The sequence below is a fragment of the Pseudonocardia sulfidoxydans NBRC 16205 genome (assembly GCF_007989085.1).
Taxonomy (GTDB): Bacteria; Actinomycetota; Actinomycetes; order Mycobacteriales; family Pseudonocardiaceae; genus Pseudonocardia; species Pseudonocardia sulfidoxydans.
Genome location: NZ_BJVJ01000004.1, coordinates 13,675 through 27,838 on the forward strand (window position 1 = coordinate 13,675; position 14,164 = coordinate 27,838).

General features: G+C 74.2%; 13 protein-coding genes. 11 read left to right on the forward strand and 2 right to left on the reverse strand.

What is annotated here, in order from left to right; genetic code table 11:
- Positions 1-16: 16 nt before the first annotated feature.
- The gene (gene xylA, locus PSU4_RS03075; protein WP_147102412.1) at positions 17-1,204 is read right to left on the reverse strand and encodes a xylose isomerase; all 1,188 of its coding nucleotides are present in this window, start codon (positions 1,202-1,204) and stop codon (positions 17-19) included.
- 55 nt (positions 1,205-1,259) lie between these two features.
- Here xylA and PSU4_RS03080 point away from each other — a divergent pair, with 55 nt between their 5' ends.
- The 9 genes from PSU4_RS03080 (at position 1,260) to nudC (ending at position 11,350) form a co-directional block, all read left to right on the forward strand.
- The gene (locus PSU4_RS03080) at positions 1,260-2,120 is read left to right on the forward strand and encodes an exodeoxyribonuclease III (protein ID WP_186816714.1); all 861 of its coding nucleotides are present in this window, start codon (positions 1,260-1,262) and stop codon (positions 2,118-2,120) included.
- A gap of 169 nt (positions 2,121-2,289) precedes the next feature.
- Entirely contained in the window at positions 2,290-3,639 is a 1,350-nt protein-coding gene (locus PSU4_RS03085; RefSeq protein ID WP_147102414.1) for a calcium-binding protein, read from the forward strand.
- Between the two features lie 130 nt (positions 3,640-3,769).
- Positions 3,770-4,501 (forward strand): DUF4142 domain-containing protein, encoded by a 732-nt coding sequence (locus PSU4_RS03090; RefSeq protein WP_147102415.1) that lies wholly within the window; start codon positions 3,770-3,772, stop codon positions 4,499-4,501.
- Entirely contained in the window at positions 4,501-5,106 is a 606-nt protein-coding gene (locus PSU4_RS03095; RefSeq protein ID WP_147102416.1) for a class F sortase, read from the forward strand. Before PSU4_RS03090 ends, PSU4_RS03095 begins: the two co-directional genes overlap by 1 nt.
- Positions 5,107-5,175: 69 nt before the next feature.
- Positions 5,176-6,432 carry an aldehyde dehydrogenase family protein gene (locus tag PSU4_RS03100; RefSeq protein ID WP_373866030.1) on the forward strand — a complete coding sequence of 419 codons (1,257 nt, stop codon included), beginning with the start codon at positions 5,176-5,178 and terminating at the stop codon, positions 6,430-6,432.
- Between the two features lie 144 nt (positions 6,433-6,576).
- Entirely contained in the window at positions 6,577-7,659 is a 1,083-nt protein-coding gene (locus tag PSU4_RS03105) for a S1C family serine protease (protein ID WP_222596151.1), read from the forward strand.
- 36 nt (positions 7,660-7,695) lie between these two features.
- Positions 7,696-8,985 carry a M16 family metallopeptidase gene (locus PSU4_RS03110; RefSeq protein ID WP_186816715.1) on the forward strand — a complete coding sequence of 430 codons (1,290 nt, stop codon included), beginning with the start codon at positions 7,696-7,698 and terminating at the stop codon, positions 8,983-8,985.
- On the forward strand, positions 8,982-10,355 hold the full coding sequence (locus tag PSU4_RS03115; protein WP_147102419.1) for a M16 family metallopeptidase: 1,374 nt from the start codon (positions 8,982-8,984) through the stop codon (positions 10,353-10,355). The genes PSU4_RS03110 and PSU4_RS03115 overlap by 4 nt, the downstream gene beginning before the upstream one ends.
- Positions 10,352-11,350: an NAD(+) diphosphatase gene (nudC, locus tag PSU4_RS03120; RefSeq protein WP_147102420.1), complete on the forward strand. Its 999-nt coding sequence runs from the start codon at positions 10,352-10,354 to the stop codon at positions 11,348-11,350. Before PSU4_RS03115 ends, nudC begins: the two co-directional genes overlap by 4 nt.
- Before the next feature lie 29 nt (positions 11,351-11,379).
- Here the strand turns inward: nudC and PSU4_RS03125 are convergent, their stop codons facing one another.
- Complete coding sequence (locus PSU4_RS03125; protein WP_147102421.1) at positions 11,380-11,628, reverse strand: mycoredoxin; 249 nt, start codon at positions 11,626-11,628, stop codon at positions 11,380-11,382.
- 94 nt (positions 11,629-11,722) lie between these two features.
- Between PSU4_RS03125 and PSU4_RS03130 the strand changes: the two genes are divergently transcribed.
- The gene (locus PSU4_RS03130) at positions 11,723-13,777 is read left to right on the forward strand and encodes an ATP-dependent DNA helicase UvrD2 (protein ID WP_147102422.1); all 2,055 of its coding nucleotides are present in this window, start codon (positions 11,723-11,725) and stop codon (positions 13,775-13,777) included.
- Between the two features lie 118 nt (positions 13,778-13,895).
- Positions 13,896-14,105: a hypothetical protein gene (locus PSU4_RS03135; protein ID WP_147102423.1), complete on the forward strand. Its 210-nt coding sequence runs from the start codon at positions 13,896-13,898 to the stop codon at positions 14,103-14,105.
- Positions 14,106-14,164 lie beyond the last annotated feature (59 nt).

Genomic DNA, 14,164 nt, shown 5'->3' on the forward strand with positions numbered 1-14,164 from the left:
TAGCGACTATCGCCACTCACAGGGCACCCAGGAGGTGTTCGAGGGCCAGCTGGGCCAGCTTCGCGTAGCCGTAGCCGCGCTCGGCCTCCTTGTCGGCGTCGTAGTCCTCGAACGCGGTCCGGTCCGAGAGGAGGTCGCGCACCGTTTCCCCGGGAGAGAGGGTCGGGCGGGACAGGTCCGCGACACCCGACGTCTCCAGCGCAGCCTGGACGGCCGGGTCGGCCCGGAACGCGGCGGCGCGCTCGCGCAGCAGCAGGTAGGTGCGCATGTTCGCGGCGGCCGAGTCCCAGACACCGTCGACGTCCTCGGTGCGCAGCGGCTTGTAGTCGAAGTGGCGCGGGCCGTCGTACACGGGACCCCCACCAGGGGCGCCGTTCTCCAGCAGGTCGACCAGCGAGAACGCGTTGAGCAGGTCGCCGTGGCCGAAGATCAGGTCCTGGTCGTACTTGACGCCGCGCTGGCCGTTGAGGTCGAGGTGGAAGAGCTTGCCCGCCCACAGCGCCTGCGCGATCCCGGCGGTGTAGTTGAGCCCGGCCATCTGCTCGTGCCCGACCTCGGGGTTCACGCCGACGATGTCGCCGTGCTCCAGCTCGTTGATGAACGCGAGCGCGTGGCCGAGGGTGGGCAGCAGGATGTCGCCGCGGGGCTCGTTGGGCTTGGGCTCGATGGCGAACCTGATGCCGTAGCCCTGTTCCTTGACGTATTCCGCGAGCAGGTCGATGCCCTCGCGGTAGCGGTCGAGGGCGGCGCGGATGTCCTTGGCCTGGTCGACCTCGGCGCCCTCGCGGCCGCCCCAGAACACGTAGGTCGAGGCGCCGAGCTCGGCGGCGAGGTCGAGGTGGCGTAGCACCTTGCGCAGCGCGAACCGGCGGACGCCGCGGTCGTTGCTGGTGAAGGCGCCGTCCTTGAAGACGGGGTGGGTGAACAGGTTCGTCGTCATCATCGGGACGACGAGGCCGGTCTGGTCCAGGGCGCCGCGGAAGCGGGCGATGATCCGGTCACGTTCGGCATGCCCGGTGCCGAAGGGGACGAGGTCGTCGTCGTGGAAGGTGACGCCCCATGCGCCCAGGTCGGAGAGCCGATGGACGGACTCGACGGGGTCGAGGGCGGGGCGGGTGGCGTCGCCGAAGGGGTCGCGGGCGGGCCAACCCACGGTCCACAGGCCGAAGCTGAACCGGTCGTCGCGCGTCGGCTGCGTGGCCATCATCGCCCCTTTTGTTCGATGTCCGAACTAATAGGGAAACGGTAGCGTGCCGCTCGTGCGTCTGGCCACCTGGAACGTGAACTCGGCGAAGATCCGGCTCCCACGGCTGCTGCCCTGGCTCGACCAGCGCGCGCCCGACGTCGTGTGCCTGCAGGAGACCAAGGCGTCCGACGCCGAGTGGTCCGAGACCTACGACGCCGAGCTGCGCGAGCGCGGCTACGAGGTCGCCCACTACGGGCAGGGCCGGTGGAACGGCGTCGCGCTGCTCTCCCGCGTCGGCCTCGACGACGTCGAGCGCGGACTGCCCGGCGAGCCCCGCTTCCCCGCCGACGACTCCGCCCCCGAGGCCCGCGCCCTCTCCGCGACCTGCGGCGGGCTGCGGGTGACGTCGGTCTACGTGCCCAACGGCCGCACCCCCGACGACCCGCACTACGCCTACAAGCTCCGCTGGCTCGACGCGTTGCACGCCATGGTGTCCGACGGCCCGACCAGCAGTTCCGTGGTCGCCGGGGACATGAACATCGCCCCCACGGACGCCGACGTCTGGGACCCGTCGCTGTTCGTCGACTCCACCCACGTGACCCCGGCCGAACGCAAGGCACTGGAGAGCCTCACTGGCCTCGGCCTGCACGACGTCGTCCGCGACCGCTGGCCCGGTGAGCGCGTCTTCTCCTACTGGGACTACCGCGCCGGACGGTTCCACCAGGACCAGGGCATGCGCATCGACCTCGTCCTCGTCGGCGACGACGCCGTCGGCAGGGTGCGGGCCGCGTGGATCGACCGTCAGGCGCGCAAGGGATCCGGGCCCAGCGACCACGCGCCGGTGATGGTCGACCTCGACGAGGCCCCCGACGGCGACATCGGCCCCGTCGTCCCGCCGCCCACGACCCCGGCAAAGCTCCCCCACCTCGGTTGACCGTGGGCGCGACCGGCTCGGTCGGTCGCATCGCCGGTCCGCACCCTCCGGCGGTTCGTCCGAAACGGCCGTTGTCAAGATCTGGTGGAGACTCGCGGGGTAGGAGAGGATTCGACCATGCCTCGGGGGGACACCGTGGTCCTCCTGTGCAGCACCGAGGGGGACGACGATGGTCGGAGCGCACCGCGAGTCCAGGGCGAGGCGACGCAGCGGGCGGGTCGCGTTCGCGAACATGGGGGTGGCGGCCGCCGCTGCGGTCCTCCTCGCACCTTTCGTCGGACCCGCGACGCCGGCCATCGCCGCGCCCTCCGCCGCGCCCACGAGCCAGCAGTTCCCCTGCAACACGACCGACGGACAGCCCTACGCCTTCACCGTTCCCGCGGGTGTGACCTCCCTGTCGGTGTCGGCCGTCGGCGGTGCGGGACAGGGCCGTAGCGGCGCACGCGGGGGCGGGTCCGGGGGCACGGTGACCGCCACCGTGCCGGTGACGCCCGCGGAGGGCCTGACGGTCTACGTGGGATGTCAGGGCGACGTGTACCACAGCACCGGCTTCGGTCACGGCGGCGACCACGGCAGCGCGGACTCCGCCGACGCGCAGGACGGCGGGTACGGCGGCGGCGGGAGCGCGGTCGTCCGTTCGGCCGGCGCCGAGCAGCTGGTCGTCGCCGGCGGCGGTGGTGGTGGCGGCGGCAACAGCGCCGGTGGCGGTGTCGCGGGCCAGGGTGGACTCGGCGGCAACGGCGGGATCGCCCCACAGGCCGGTGGCCGGGGCGGGGTCGGAACCTTCGGGGGCGGGACAGGGCCCGAGGGGGGCTGTGCCGCGTGCTCACACAGCTACACCTCCATCGACGGGGCTTCCGGTGAGGGTTCTTCCACCGCGGCGGGCGGTGGCGGTGGCGGTGGTGGCGGCGGCGGACACATCGGCGGCGGCGGCGGCCACGCCGGCAGCGCTTTCGCATCGCTCCAAGGTGGTGGCGGCGGAGGTGGTGGGTCGTCGTACGTGACCTCGGGTGCGACCGACGTCCGCTACGGCACGAACAGCGCGGGTGGCAACGGCAGCGTCGTGCTCAGCTGGACGTCCCCTCCCGCCTGCACGATCACCGGCACCGAGGGTGATGACGTCCTGACCGGTACGAACGGCTCCGACGTCATCTGCGGCCTGGGCGGAAACGACACGATCTCCGGCGGCAACGGCGACGACACGCTCATCGGGGGAGACGGCAACGACACGCTGTCCGGCGGCAACGGCGACGACACACTCATCGGCGGCGACGGCAAGGACACGCTCCGGGGTGGCAACGGCGACGACCAGCTTCGCGGGGGCGACGGGGACGACGTGCTCCACGGCGACAACGGGGACGACACGGTGCTCGCCGGTCCGGGGCGCGACACCGTCCACGGGGGCAACGGTGACGACCTGCTCGATGCCCAGGACGGGGCGAGCGGGGACGTCCTGGACGGCGGGAACGGACGCGACGACTGCCGCCACGGGCCCGGTGACACGGCGCGAGGCTGTTGACGACGGGCCGCGGGTCGACCCGATCGGGCTGATCAGGGCGGATTCGGACGGTTCCGGCGTGCGCGGGCGTTACGCCGGATGGAGTATTGCCGCGACGAACCATCCGCCGACCCGAACATGGAGCCCGCTCATGAGCCACCGCAGCGGCCGCATCGCCGCCGGAACCCTGATCGCAGGCCTCGCCCTCGTGAGCGCCGCGGCCTGTTCCTCGGGCACCGACGCCGACGCGCCTGCCCCCGGCGCCACGCCGCCGCCGGCCGCGTCGGCCCAGCCTGGGGCGGGCGGCCAGGCCACCGAGGCGCAGCGCGCCGCGTTCGGCCAGGCCCACCAGGGCGCGCTGGCCCTCATCGCGCTCGGCGGCCTCGGCACCAGCCAGGGCGACGGCGACCAGGTCAAGGGCCTCGCGCCCGACGTGACCTCCAACGGCCAGGCCCTCGACCAGGCGATCCGCGATCAGGCCAGCGCCCAGGGCGTTGCCCTGACCGACGGCCTCACCTCGGCGCAGCAGCAGGTCATCGACGACCTGCAGGCCCGCAACGGCCAGCCGTTCGACCAGGCCTGGCTGCGCGCCGCGCTCGACATGGAGCAGCAGGCCCGGGACGCGGCGAACGCGATCCTGAACGACCCCGACGCCTCCCCGGAGGCCAAGCAGGCCGCGCAGGACGCGCTCGCGAAGCTCGACGCGCTGAAGACCAAGCTGACCTCGGCGTCGACGTCCGCCGGCTCGGCCGTCCCCCGCTCGGTGAACGCGGGCACCGGCGGCCAGGCCGAGTCGTCCGACGACGTCCTGCCGGTCGCGCTCATCGGCGGCGGCGCGGTCCTCCTCGCGGGCGCCGGCCTGTGGCGTCGTCGCCAGGTCTGATGACGTCCCCCTCCGCCGGGCCCGTCGCGGGGCGGGTCCGGCGGTGGGTCGCGATCCTGGGGGCGGTCTGCCTCGTGGCGGGCGTACTGGTGCTCGCGCTGCGACCACCCCACGACATCGGGACGGTCCCGGTCGCCGGTCCCGCGCACGGGTCGCCGGTCGCCCCGGGCCTCGCCCCGGCGACGGTGACGATCCGCGGCGTCGACGTTCCCGTCGTCCCCGTCTCGACGGCCCTCGACGGGTCGCTCACCCTTCCCGACGAGCCGTCGACGGTCGGCTGGTGGTCACCCGGCGCGCTGCCCGGCTCGGGTTCGGGATCGGTCGTGCTGGCGGGGCACGTCGACTCCCGGCTGCTGGGCCTGGGCGCCTTCGCCGTGCTGCGCGAGCTGGGCGTCGGCGAGCGGATCACCCTGCGCGGCGACGACGGCCGGGACGTCGCCTACGACGTCGTCGCCCGCCGCGAGTACCGCAAGGCCGAGCTCCCGCCCGACCTGTTCGCCCGCGACGGCGCTGCCCGCCTCGTCCTGATCACCTGCGGTGGCCGCTTCGACTCCACGACCCGCAGCTACGACGACAACGTGGTGGTGTTCGCCGAACCCCTGTGAGTGGCAATAGTCGCTATAGCGACTATTGCCACTCACGAGCCCCGCGCAGGCAGCCGGGTACCGTTCCGGATCGTGAGCACGACTCCTACCGCCCCCGAGTTCGCCGCCGTCCGCGCCGCCGCCGAGCGTGCCGCCGCGGCCGCACCGGGAGTCCGCTCGGCCGGCGGCCCGGCCATCGACGCCGCCCTGCGCGAGGGCGCCGCCCTGCTGCGCGACCGCTCCGGGGTCCTGTTGGCCGCCAACGGCGCCGACGTCGACGCCGCACGCCGGGGCGGGATGGCCGCGGGCCTGCTCGACCGGCTCACCCTCACCCCGGAACGCCTGGCCGACATGGCCGTCCAGCTCGAGGTCCTCGCCGACACCCCCGAGCCGCCCACCGAGCGCGAGGTCCGCACCCTGCCGACCGGTGAGCGCGTGTTCGAGCGGCGCATCCCCGTCGGCGTCATCGGCGCGGTGTTCGAGGCCCGCCCCAACGTGACCGTCGACGTCGCGTCCCAGGTCCTCAAGGCGCGCAGCGCCGCCGTCCTGCGCACCGGGGCCGCGGCCCTCGGCAGCGCGACCGCGCTCGTCGAGCAGGTCATCGCCCCCGCGCTGGAGGCCAACGGCGTCCCGCCCGCCGCCGTCCAGCTCGTCCCGACGCCCGGCCACGCCGGCGCCGACGCCCTCGTCGGGCTCCCCGACCTCGTGCCCCTGGTCGTCGTGCGCGGCAGCGGCGAGGTCACCCGGCGGCTGTCCGCGCTCGGCGCGACCGCCGGCACCCGCATCCTGGCCCACGCCGACGGCGGCGGGGTGCTCTACCTCGACGCCACCGCCGACCCGGAGCAGGTCACCCGGCTCGTGGCGGCGAGCACCGACCGGCTCGGCGTCTGCAACCGGCTCAACCTCCTGCTCATCGACCGCCCGGTCTACGACGCGCTCCTCCCCGTCGCGGAGAAGGTCCTGTCGGACAAGGGGATCGAGCTGAGCCGGCCCCCGCACGAGCACCAGCTCGGCCACGAGTGGGCGCTCGACTCGGGCAACGAGTCGCACGTGACGGTCCAGCCCGTCGACGGCGCGGTCGACGCCGCGCACACCGCCGCCCGCGAGACCAGCGGCCTGGCCGCCACGGTGTGCGCGCGCGACGAGGACGCGGCGACCGCGTTCATCGACGCCTACACCGGCACCGGCGTCTTCTGGAACACGACGACCCGGCTGCTCGACGGTTACAAGCTGCTCGGCCTGCCGGAGACGGGGATCAACGTCGACCGCACCCCGGGCCCCCGCGGCCCGGTCACCTACCCGGACCTGGCGCTGCGCCAGTTCGTGGTCCTCCCGCCGCGCTCCTAGAAACGCCCGGCCGGTCGCCGTCGGAGGCGGCGAACGACGGCGAGTGCGGAGATCCTCTACCCGTATCGGCCGACGACGGATGGCCGCGGATCGGCCAGAGTCTGCAGTGGACACCCGTCGCCCGGCCGAGAGTGGAGCGCACCCATGACGAACGAGCCCGCACCCGTGCGGCGTCCGCCGCTGCAACGCCCGCTCGTCCTCACGCTGGCGCTGCTGCTCGCCGCGGTCGCGGGCGGGGTCGTCGGGGGCTTCGTCGTTCGGGCGACGTCCGGTCCCGCGACCGCCTGCGACGCGCGCCGGGTGTCCGACGTGGGGATGCCGTCGGTCGTGACGCTCGTGGTGACGATGCCTTCGGGCGCTCCGGGCGGGTCGGGCTCGGGGGAGATCGTGCGCACGGGGGGCTACGTGCTGACCAACGACCATGTCGTGTCGGCCGGGGCGGGCGGCGGCTCGGTGCAGATCCTCTACAGCAACGGGGCATCCGCGCCGGCGCGGATCGTGGGCCGTGACCCGCTCACCGACCTGGCGGTGGTGCAGGCGAACGGCGACTCCGGGCTGCCGGTGATCCAGGTCGGGCGCTCGCAGGACCTCGTCGTCGGCCAGCCGGTCGTCGCCCTCGGCGCGCCGCTGGGCCTGGCGGGGACGGTGACGGCGGGCATCGTCAGCGCGCTCGACCGGCAGATGCAGCTTCCCGCGGACGCGGGCGGCACGGCCCACCTCTTCAACGCCGTGCAGACCGACGCGGCGATCAACCCCGGCAACAGCGGCGGCGCGCTGGTGGACTGTGAGGCCCGGCTCGTCGGGATCAACACCGCGATCGCCACCGTGCCGAACGAGGCGGGCCAGGCCGGCGGCGGAAGTGTGGGTCTGGGCTTCGCGATCGGTGCCGACGTCGCGATGCCGATCGCCGACGAGCTGATCGAGACGGGCACCGTCACCCACTACACGGTCGGGCTGACCTTGCGTGCGGTGCCGCCGGGGCTCGCCGAGCGGATCGGGCTGCCGGCGGGGCTCGCCGTCGTCTCGGTCGCCGCGGGGAGCCCCGCGGCGCAGGCGGGTATTGCGGTGGGCGACATCGTCACGGGCATCGCGGGCAGCCCCGCCGTCAGCGCCGACCAGTTGACCGTCGCCGAGTTGCAGGTCCGCGCGGGGCAGCCCGACGTCAGCCTCACGTACCGGTCGGGGGGGACGGAGCGGACGGTCGCACTGACCGCCACCCGGGAGTGACGGCGCGTGTCGGGGTCGAGGGTTAGGGTCAGCCTCGTGTCGATCGAACTCCACCGCGCGACGCTGCCCAACGGGCTGCGTGTGCTGCTCGTCCCCGATCCCGCGACGCCGGTCGTCGGGGTTGCCGTGCACGTCGACGTCGGGTTCCGCTCGGAACCGGAGGGGCGCACCGGGTTCGCGCACCTGTTCGAGCACCTGATGTTCCAGGGCAGCGAGAGCCTGGAGAAGCTGGCGCACTTCCGCCACGTCCAGGGCTCCGGCGGTGTGTTCAACGGCTCGACCCACCAGGACTACACCGACTACTTCGAGGTCCTCCCGGCGGCGGCGCTCGAGCGGGCGTTGTTCCTCGAGGCCGACCGGTTGCGCGCGCCCAAGCTCACCGAGGAGAACCTGCGCAACCAGGTCGACGTCGTCAAGGAGGAGATCCGGCTCAACGTGCTCAACCGGCCCTACGGCGGGTTCCCCTGGATCCTGCTGCCGCCGGTCCTCTACGACACGTTCCCCAACGCGCACAACGGTTACGGCGACTTCTCCGAGCTGGAGCAAGCGAGCCTCGACGACGCGGCGGGCTTCTTCGACACCTTCTACGCGCCGGGCAACGCCCAGCTGACGGTGGCCGGCCCGATCGACGTCGACACCACGATGGCATTGGTGGACAAGCACTTCGGCGACATCCCGGCCCGTCCGACGCCGGTGCGGCCGAGCTTCGCCGAGCCGCTGCCGGGTGCGGAGCGCCGCCAGGCGGTGCCGGACGCGCACGCGCCGCTGCCCGCGCTGGCGATGGGCTTCCGGATGCCCGACCCGGCAACGGATCTCGACGGCTATCTCGCGCACGTCCTGCTGGCGTCGGTGCTGGGCGACGGCGAGGCGGCCCGGCTGGAGCGCCGGCTCGTGCACGCCGACGGGCTGGTCACCGACGTGTCGGCGAGCGCCGGGCTGATGGGCTCGCTCGACGCGCGTGACCCCGACACCTTCACCGTCACCGCGGTGCACCCGGCGGCGGTCGAGCCCGACCGGGTCGTCGGGGCGGTCGACGAGGAGCTGGAGAAGCTGGCGGCGACGCCGCCGAGCCCCGACGAGCTGGCACGGCAGGTGGCGCGCTGGTCGGCCGCGCTGCACCAGGAGAACGACCGCGTGATGTACCGGATGCTCGGCCTGGGCGCGCGTGAGCTGCTCTACGGCCGCGCCGAGATCACCCTGGAGCTGACCGACCGGCTCGCCGCGCTGACCCCTGCCCAGGTCGCGGGGGCCGCGGGCGCGCTGCGGGGCGCCGGCCGCGGCGTGCTGCTGGTCGAGCCCGCAACCCAGCAGGAGGACGACGCGTGACCGCCGTGACGACGCACCGCACCGCCGAGGAGATCGGCCGCACCGCCGCCGGGCCGCGGGCACTGCCCGCTCTCGGTGAGACGCGCGAGGTGCCGCTGCCCGACGTCGTCGAGCGGACGCTGCCGAACGGGCTGCGGGTGCTGGCCGCGCACCGGCCAGGTGTGCCGATGGTCGAGGTGCGCATGCGTGTGCCGTTCGCGGGGCGCACGCCGGACCACCCGGCGGTGGGGGAGCTGTTGTCGTCGACGCTGCTCACCGGCACCGCGAGCCGCGACCGCGTCGAGATCGACGACGAACTGGCCGCCGTGGGCGCCGACCTGGGCGTGAGCGTCGACCCCGAGCGGTTGTCCGTCGGCGGGTCGGGCCTGGCCGACGGGCTGCCGCGGGTGCTGGGCGTCCTCGCCGACGTCCTCACCTCGGCCACGCACCCCGACGGTGAGGTGGCGCGCGAGCGGGAGCGGCTGGCCGAGCGGATCGCGGTGGCCCGCGCGCAGCCGCGGACGATCGCGCGGGAGGCGTTGCAGCGCAAGCGGTTCGGCGACCACCCGATCACCAGGGAGATGCCGGGGGCCGAGGAGGTCGCCGCCGTCACCGCCGAGCAGGTCCGCGCGCTGCAGGCCGCGTCGCTGGTCCCGGGCGGGGCGATCCTGACCCTCGTCGGCGACATCGACCCGGAGACGGCGATCGCGCAGGTCGGCGAGGCGCTGGCCGGCTGGACGGCCGACCACGACGCCTACGAGCTCGACGCGCCGCCGCTGCCCGCCCCGGGCGACCTGCTGCTGGTGCACCGGCCGGGGTCGGTGCAGTCGCAGCTGCGCCTGTCGGGCCGGGCGCTGCGCCGCGACGACGACGGCTACGCCGCGCTGCAGCTGGCCAACCTCGTGTTCGGCGGCTACTTCTCGTCGCGCTGGATGGAGAACATCCGCGAGGACAAGGGCTACACCTACGGCGCCCACTCGGGGATGGAGTTCGTGCCGGGCGGGTCGCTGCTGGGGGTGGAGACCGACGTCGCCAGCGACGTCACGGCCGCCGCGCTGCTGGAGACCCGCTACGAGCTGGGCCGGATGGTCGCGGTGCCGCCGACGCCCGAGGAGGTCGAGGCGGCCCGCGCGTACGCGATCGGCTCGCTGCTGATCTCGCTCGACAGCCAGGGCGGACTCGCCGGGACGCTCACCTCGCTGGCCGCCGACGGTCTCGACGTCGACTGGCTGCGGGCCCATCCCGGGAGGCTCACGGCGGTGACCGCCGACGAGGTGGCCGCGGCGGCGCTGGCGTTCTTCGCGCCGTCGACGTTCACCGGGGTGGTGGTGGGCGACGCCGACGTCATCGGCGACAGCGTCCGCGCGCTCGGCGGGATCACCGGCCCGTGAGCACCGGTTTCGAGCTTCCGCACCCGCCGGTCCTGTCCCGGGCCGCCGCGCTGCGCGACGAGCCGCTGCGCACCGACACGGCGCGCCAGCTGGCGGGCTGGTCGTCGGCGCGGATCGTGGTCGTCGACGACAAGGGCCGCACCCCGGTCAGCTGGGACTCTGCACCCGAGGCCGTGTTCCGCGAGGGCGACGCGGCGGCGTGGGACGCCGCCGCGGGCTCGGGGGTGACGCTGCGGACGCGACCGTCCGCGGGTGACGCCCCGCCGGAGGGCGCGGTCCTGCTGGGCGAGGCCGAGGGCGTCGCCTACTGGGCGGTGCGCGGCCGGCCCGACCTCGTGGCGGGCGACGACCCGGCCGAGTGGGCCGACCTGCGGGCCGTGGGCGCGGAGCTCGACGCGCTCGGCGCCGGCCTGCTCACCACGGCGGTGGCGTCGCTGAGCTGGCACGACAACGCCCGCTTCTGCGCGCGCGACGGGTCGCCGACCCACACCCACAACGGCGGCTGGGTCCGGCGCTGCGAGGCCAACGGCCACGAGGAGTACCCGCGCACCGACCCGGCGGTGATCTGCCTGGTGCACGACGGCGCCGACCGCGTGCTGCTGGCACGCCAGCCGGTGTGGCCGCCCGGCCGGTTCTCGGTGTTGGCGGGTTTCGTCGAGGCGGGGGAGTCGCTGGAGGCGTGCGTCGCCCGGGAGATCGCCGAGGAGGTGGGTGTCGTCGTCACCGACATCGGCTACCTGGGCAGCCAGGCGTGGCCGTTCCCACGGTCGCTGATGGTGGGGTTCCAGGCGGTCGCCGATCCGGCGCAGCCGCTGGTGCCCGCGGACGGCGAGATCGAGGACGCGGTGTGGGTCACCCGCGAGGAGCTGCGCGAGGGCCTGTCACGGGGCGACTGGGCGGGCAGCCCCGACGTCGGGGACCGCAGGGTCGTGCTGCTGCCGGGCCGGGTGTCGATCGCGCGCTCGATGCTGGAGGCGTGGGCGGCGCGGGACTGAGCACGCGCCGCCGCGCCGCGGCGTGCCGGTCAGGCGGCCGGCACGTCCAACTTGGCCTTGACCTGCGCCAGCGACGGGTTGGTCGCGGTGGTCTCGTCCGGGAACAGGATCGTGGGGACGGTACGGTTGCCGCCGTTGACACCTTCGACGAAGCGCGCGGCGTCGGCGTTGCGCTCGATGTCGATCTCCTTGTACTCGATGCCCGACTCGTCGAGCTGCAGCTTGAGGCGGCGGCAGTAACCGCACCACTGGGTGGAGTACATCGTCAGCTGGGCCATGCCCTGGTCAACAGCGCGTCCGCGACATTGCTTCCGTCCGTCCCCTGTGCCCCGCCTCACCGCCCCGCCGGAGCTGTCGGGGCTCTTTGCGAGGATGGCCGACGTGACCGCTGATCCGTTGCACGCACTCGACGAGGAGCAGCTGGCGGCGGTCACCGCTCCGCGCGGTCCGGTCTGTGTGCTCGCGGGCGCGGGCACGGGCAAGACGCGGACGATCACGCGGCGGATCGCGCACCTCGTCGGCACCGGGCACGTGGCGCCGGGGCAGGTCCTCGCGGTCACGTTCACCGCGCGGGCGGCGGGGGAGCTGCGCACCCGGCTGCGGGCGCTGGGCGCGGGTGGGGTGCAGGCGCGCACGTTCCACGCGGCGGCGTTGCGGCAGCTGCGCTACTTCTGGCCGCGGGTCGTCGGCGACCGGCAGTGGCAGCTGATCGAGCACAAGCTGCGCGCCGTCGGGCAGGCCGCGGTGCGGGCGAAGGCGGGCACCGACCAGGACTCGGTGCGCGATTTGACGACCGAGATCGAGTGGGCCAAGTCGAGCCTGATCACCCCGGCCGAGTACCCGGCGGCGGTGGCCCGGCTGCGCCGCGACACCCCCGGTCCGGCCGAGCAGGTCGCCGCGGTCTACGCGCAGTACGAGGAGCTGAAGAACCGGGCCGAGATGCTCGACTTCGACGACCTGCTGCTGCACACGGCGGCCGCGTTGGAGGAGCACGCGGTCGTCGCCGAGGAGTTCCGCGACCGGTACCGCTGCTTCGTCGTCGACGAGTACCAGGACGTCACGGCCCTGCAGCAGCGGGTGCTCGACGCGTGGCTGGGCGACCGGGACGACCTGACCGTCGTCGGCGACGCCAACCAGACGATCTACACGTTCGCGGGGGCGACGCCGAGGCACCTGCTGGAGTTCCCGCGGCGGTTCCCCGAGGCCGTCGTGGTCCGGTTGCAGCGCGACTACCGGTCGACGCCGCAGGTCGTCGCCGCGGCGAACACGCTGATCTCGGCGACCCGCGGGCGCGTCGCCGGCTCGCGGCTGCGGCTGGAGGGGCAGCTGCCGCCCGGCCCGGACCCCGACTTCACCGAGCACGACGACGAGCCCGCCGAGGCCGCCGCCGTCGCCCGCCGCATCCGCAGGCTGATCGCCGACGGCACGCCCGCGGCCGAGGTCGCCGTCCTGTTCCGGATCAACGCCCAGTCGGAGGCCTACGAGCAGGCGCTGGCCGACGCGGGCATCCCGTTTCAGGTCCGCGGCGGCGAGCGGTTCTTCAGCCGGCCCGAGATCCGCCGCGCGGTGAGCGTGCTGCGGATGGCGGGGAACCGGGGTGGCGACGACCTGGTCGCGGCCGTCCGCACCCTGCTCGCCCCGGTCGGGCTGACCGACGAGCCGCCCGCGGGCGCGAGCGCCCGCACCCAGTGGGAGTCGCTGCTCGCGCTGGTGGGGCTGGCCGAGGAGCTCGTCGCGGTCCGCGAGGGCATCGACCTGCCGGCGTTCGTCGCCGAGCTCGAGACCCGCGCCGACGCCGCGCACCCGCCGACGGTCCAGGGCGTCACCCTCGCCTCGTTGCACGCGGCCAAGGGCCTGGAGTGGGACGTCGTGTTCCTCGTCGGGCTCGTCGACGGCACGCTGCCGATCCAGCACGCCGAGGGCGACGACGACGCGATCGAGGAGGAGCGCCGGCTGCTGTACGTCGGGATCACGCGGGCGCGGCGGGTGCTGGCGCTGTCGTGGGCGCTGACCCGGGCGCCGGGGAAGGGCCGTCAGCGCCGCCGCAGCCGGTTCCTGCACGGGCTCATCCCGGACCACCACCCGGCGTCGCGAATCGCGGCCGACCGGTCGAGCGGCCACAAGCCGCGCTGCCGCGTGTGCGGCTCCCCGCTGCTGGGCGCCGAGGCGATGAAGATGCGCCGCTGCGGCGACTGTCCGTCCGATGTGGACATGGAGCTGCTCGACAGGCTGCGCGCCTGGAGGGCTGCAGCGGCGAAGGAACAGCAGGTCCCGGCCTATGTCGTGTTCACCGACGCGACGCTCGCGGCCATCGCCGAGCACCGCCCGTCCGACGTCGCCGCGCTCGTCGGCATCCCCGGGATCGGGGCGCGCAAGCTCGACCGCTACGGCCCGGACGTCCTGGCCCTGGTCGCCGACCGGCGATGATTCTTCACGCAACCATTTAAATAGGTTGTGCGCCCCGCGGGGGCGCTTCTACAGTCGACGACACCGGCCGGGAGAACTCCCGCCGTCGGACCGCCTGGACGCGAGAAGGAGGTGCCCCGTGAACACGATCATGACGATCGGCGGCTTCGGCACCTCCGCCTGCACCGGCACCCGCATCAGTGGTGCCCGTCTGCGTGTCGCGGAGCAGGGCGTCGTCGCGCGAGCGTACCCGCAGCACCAGCTGCGCGTCGTGGATCGCGTCGTGCTGCCGGAGCTCGTCGACAACAGCACAGGTGTGTCCGCATCCGGGCGTCGCTTCCGAACGTAGGTATCGACTCCCTCAGGCCGAGTCTCGTCGACAAGGGCCGCGGAACCCACACACCTGGG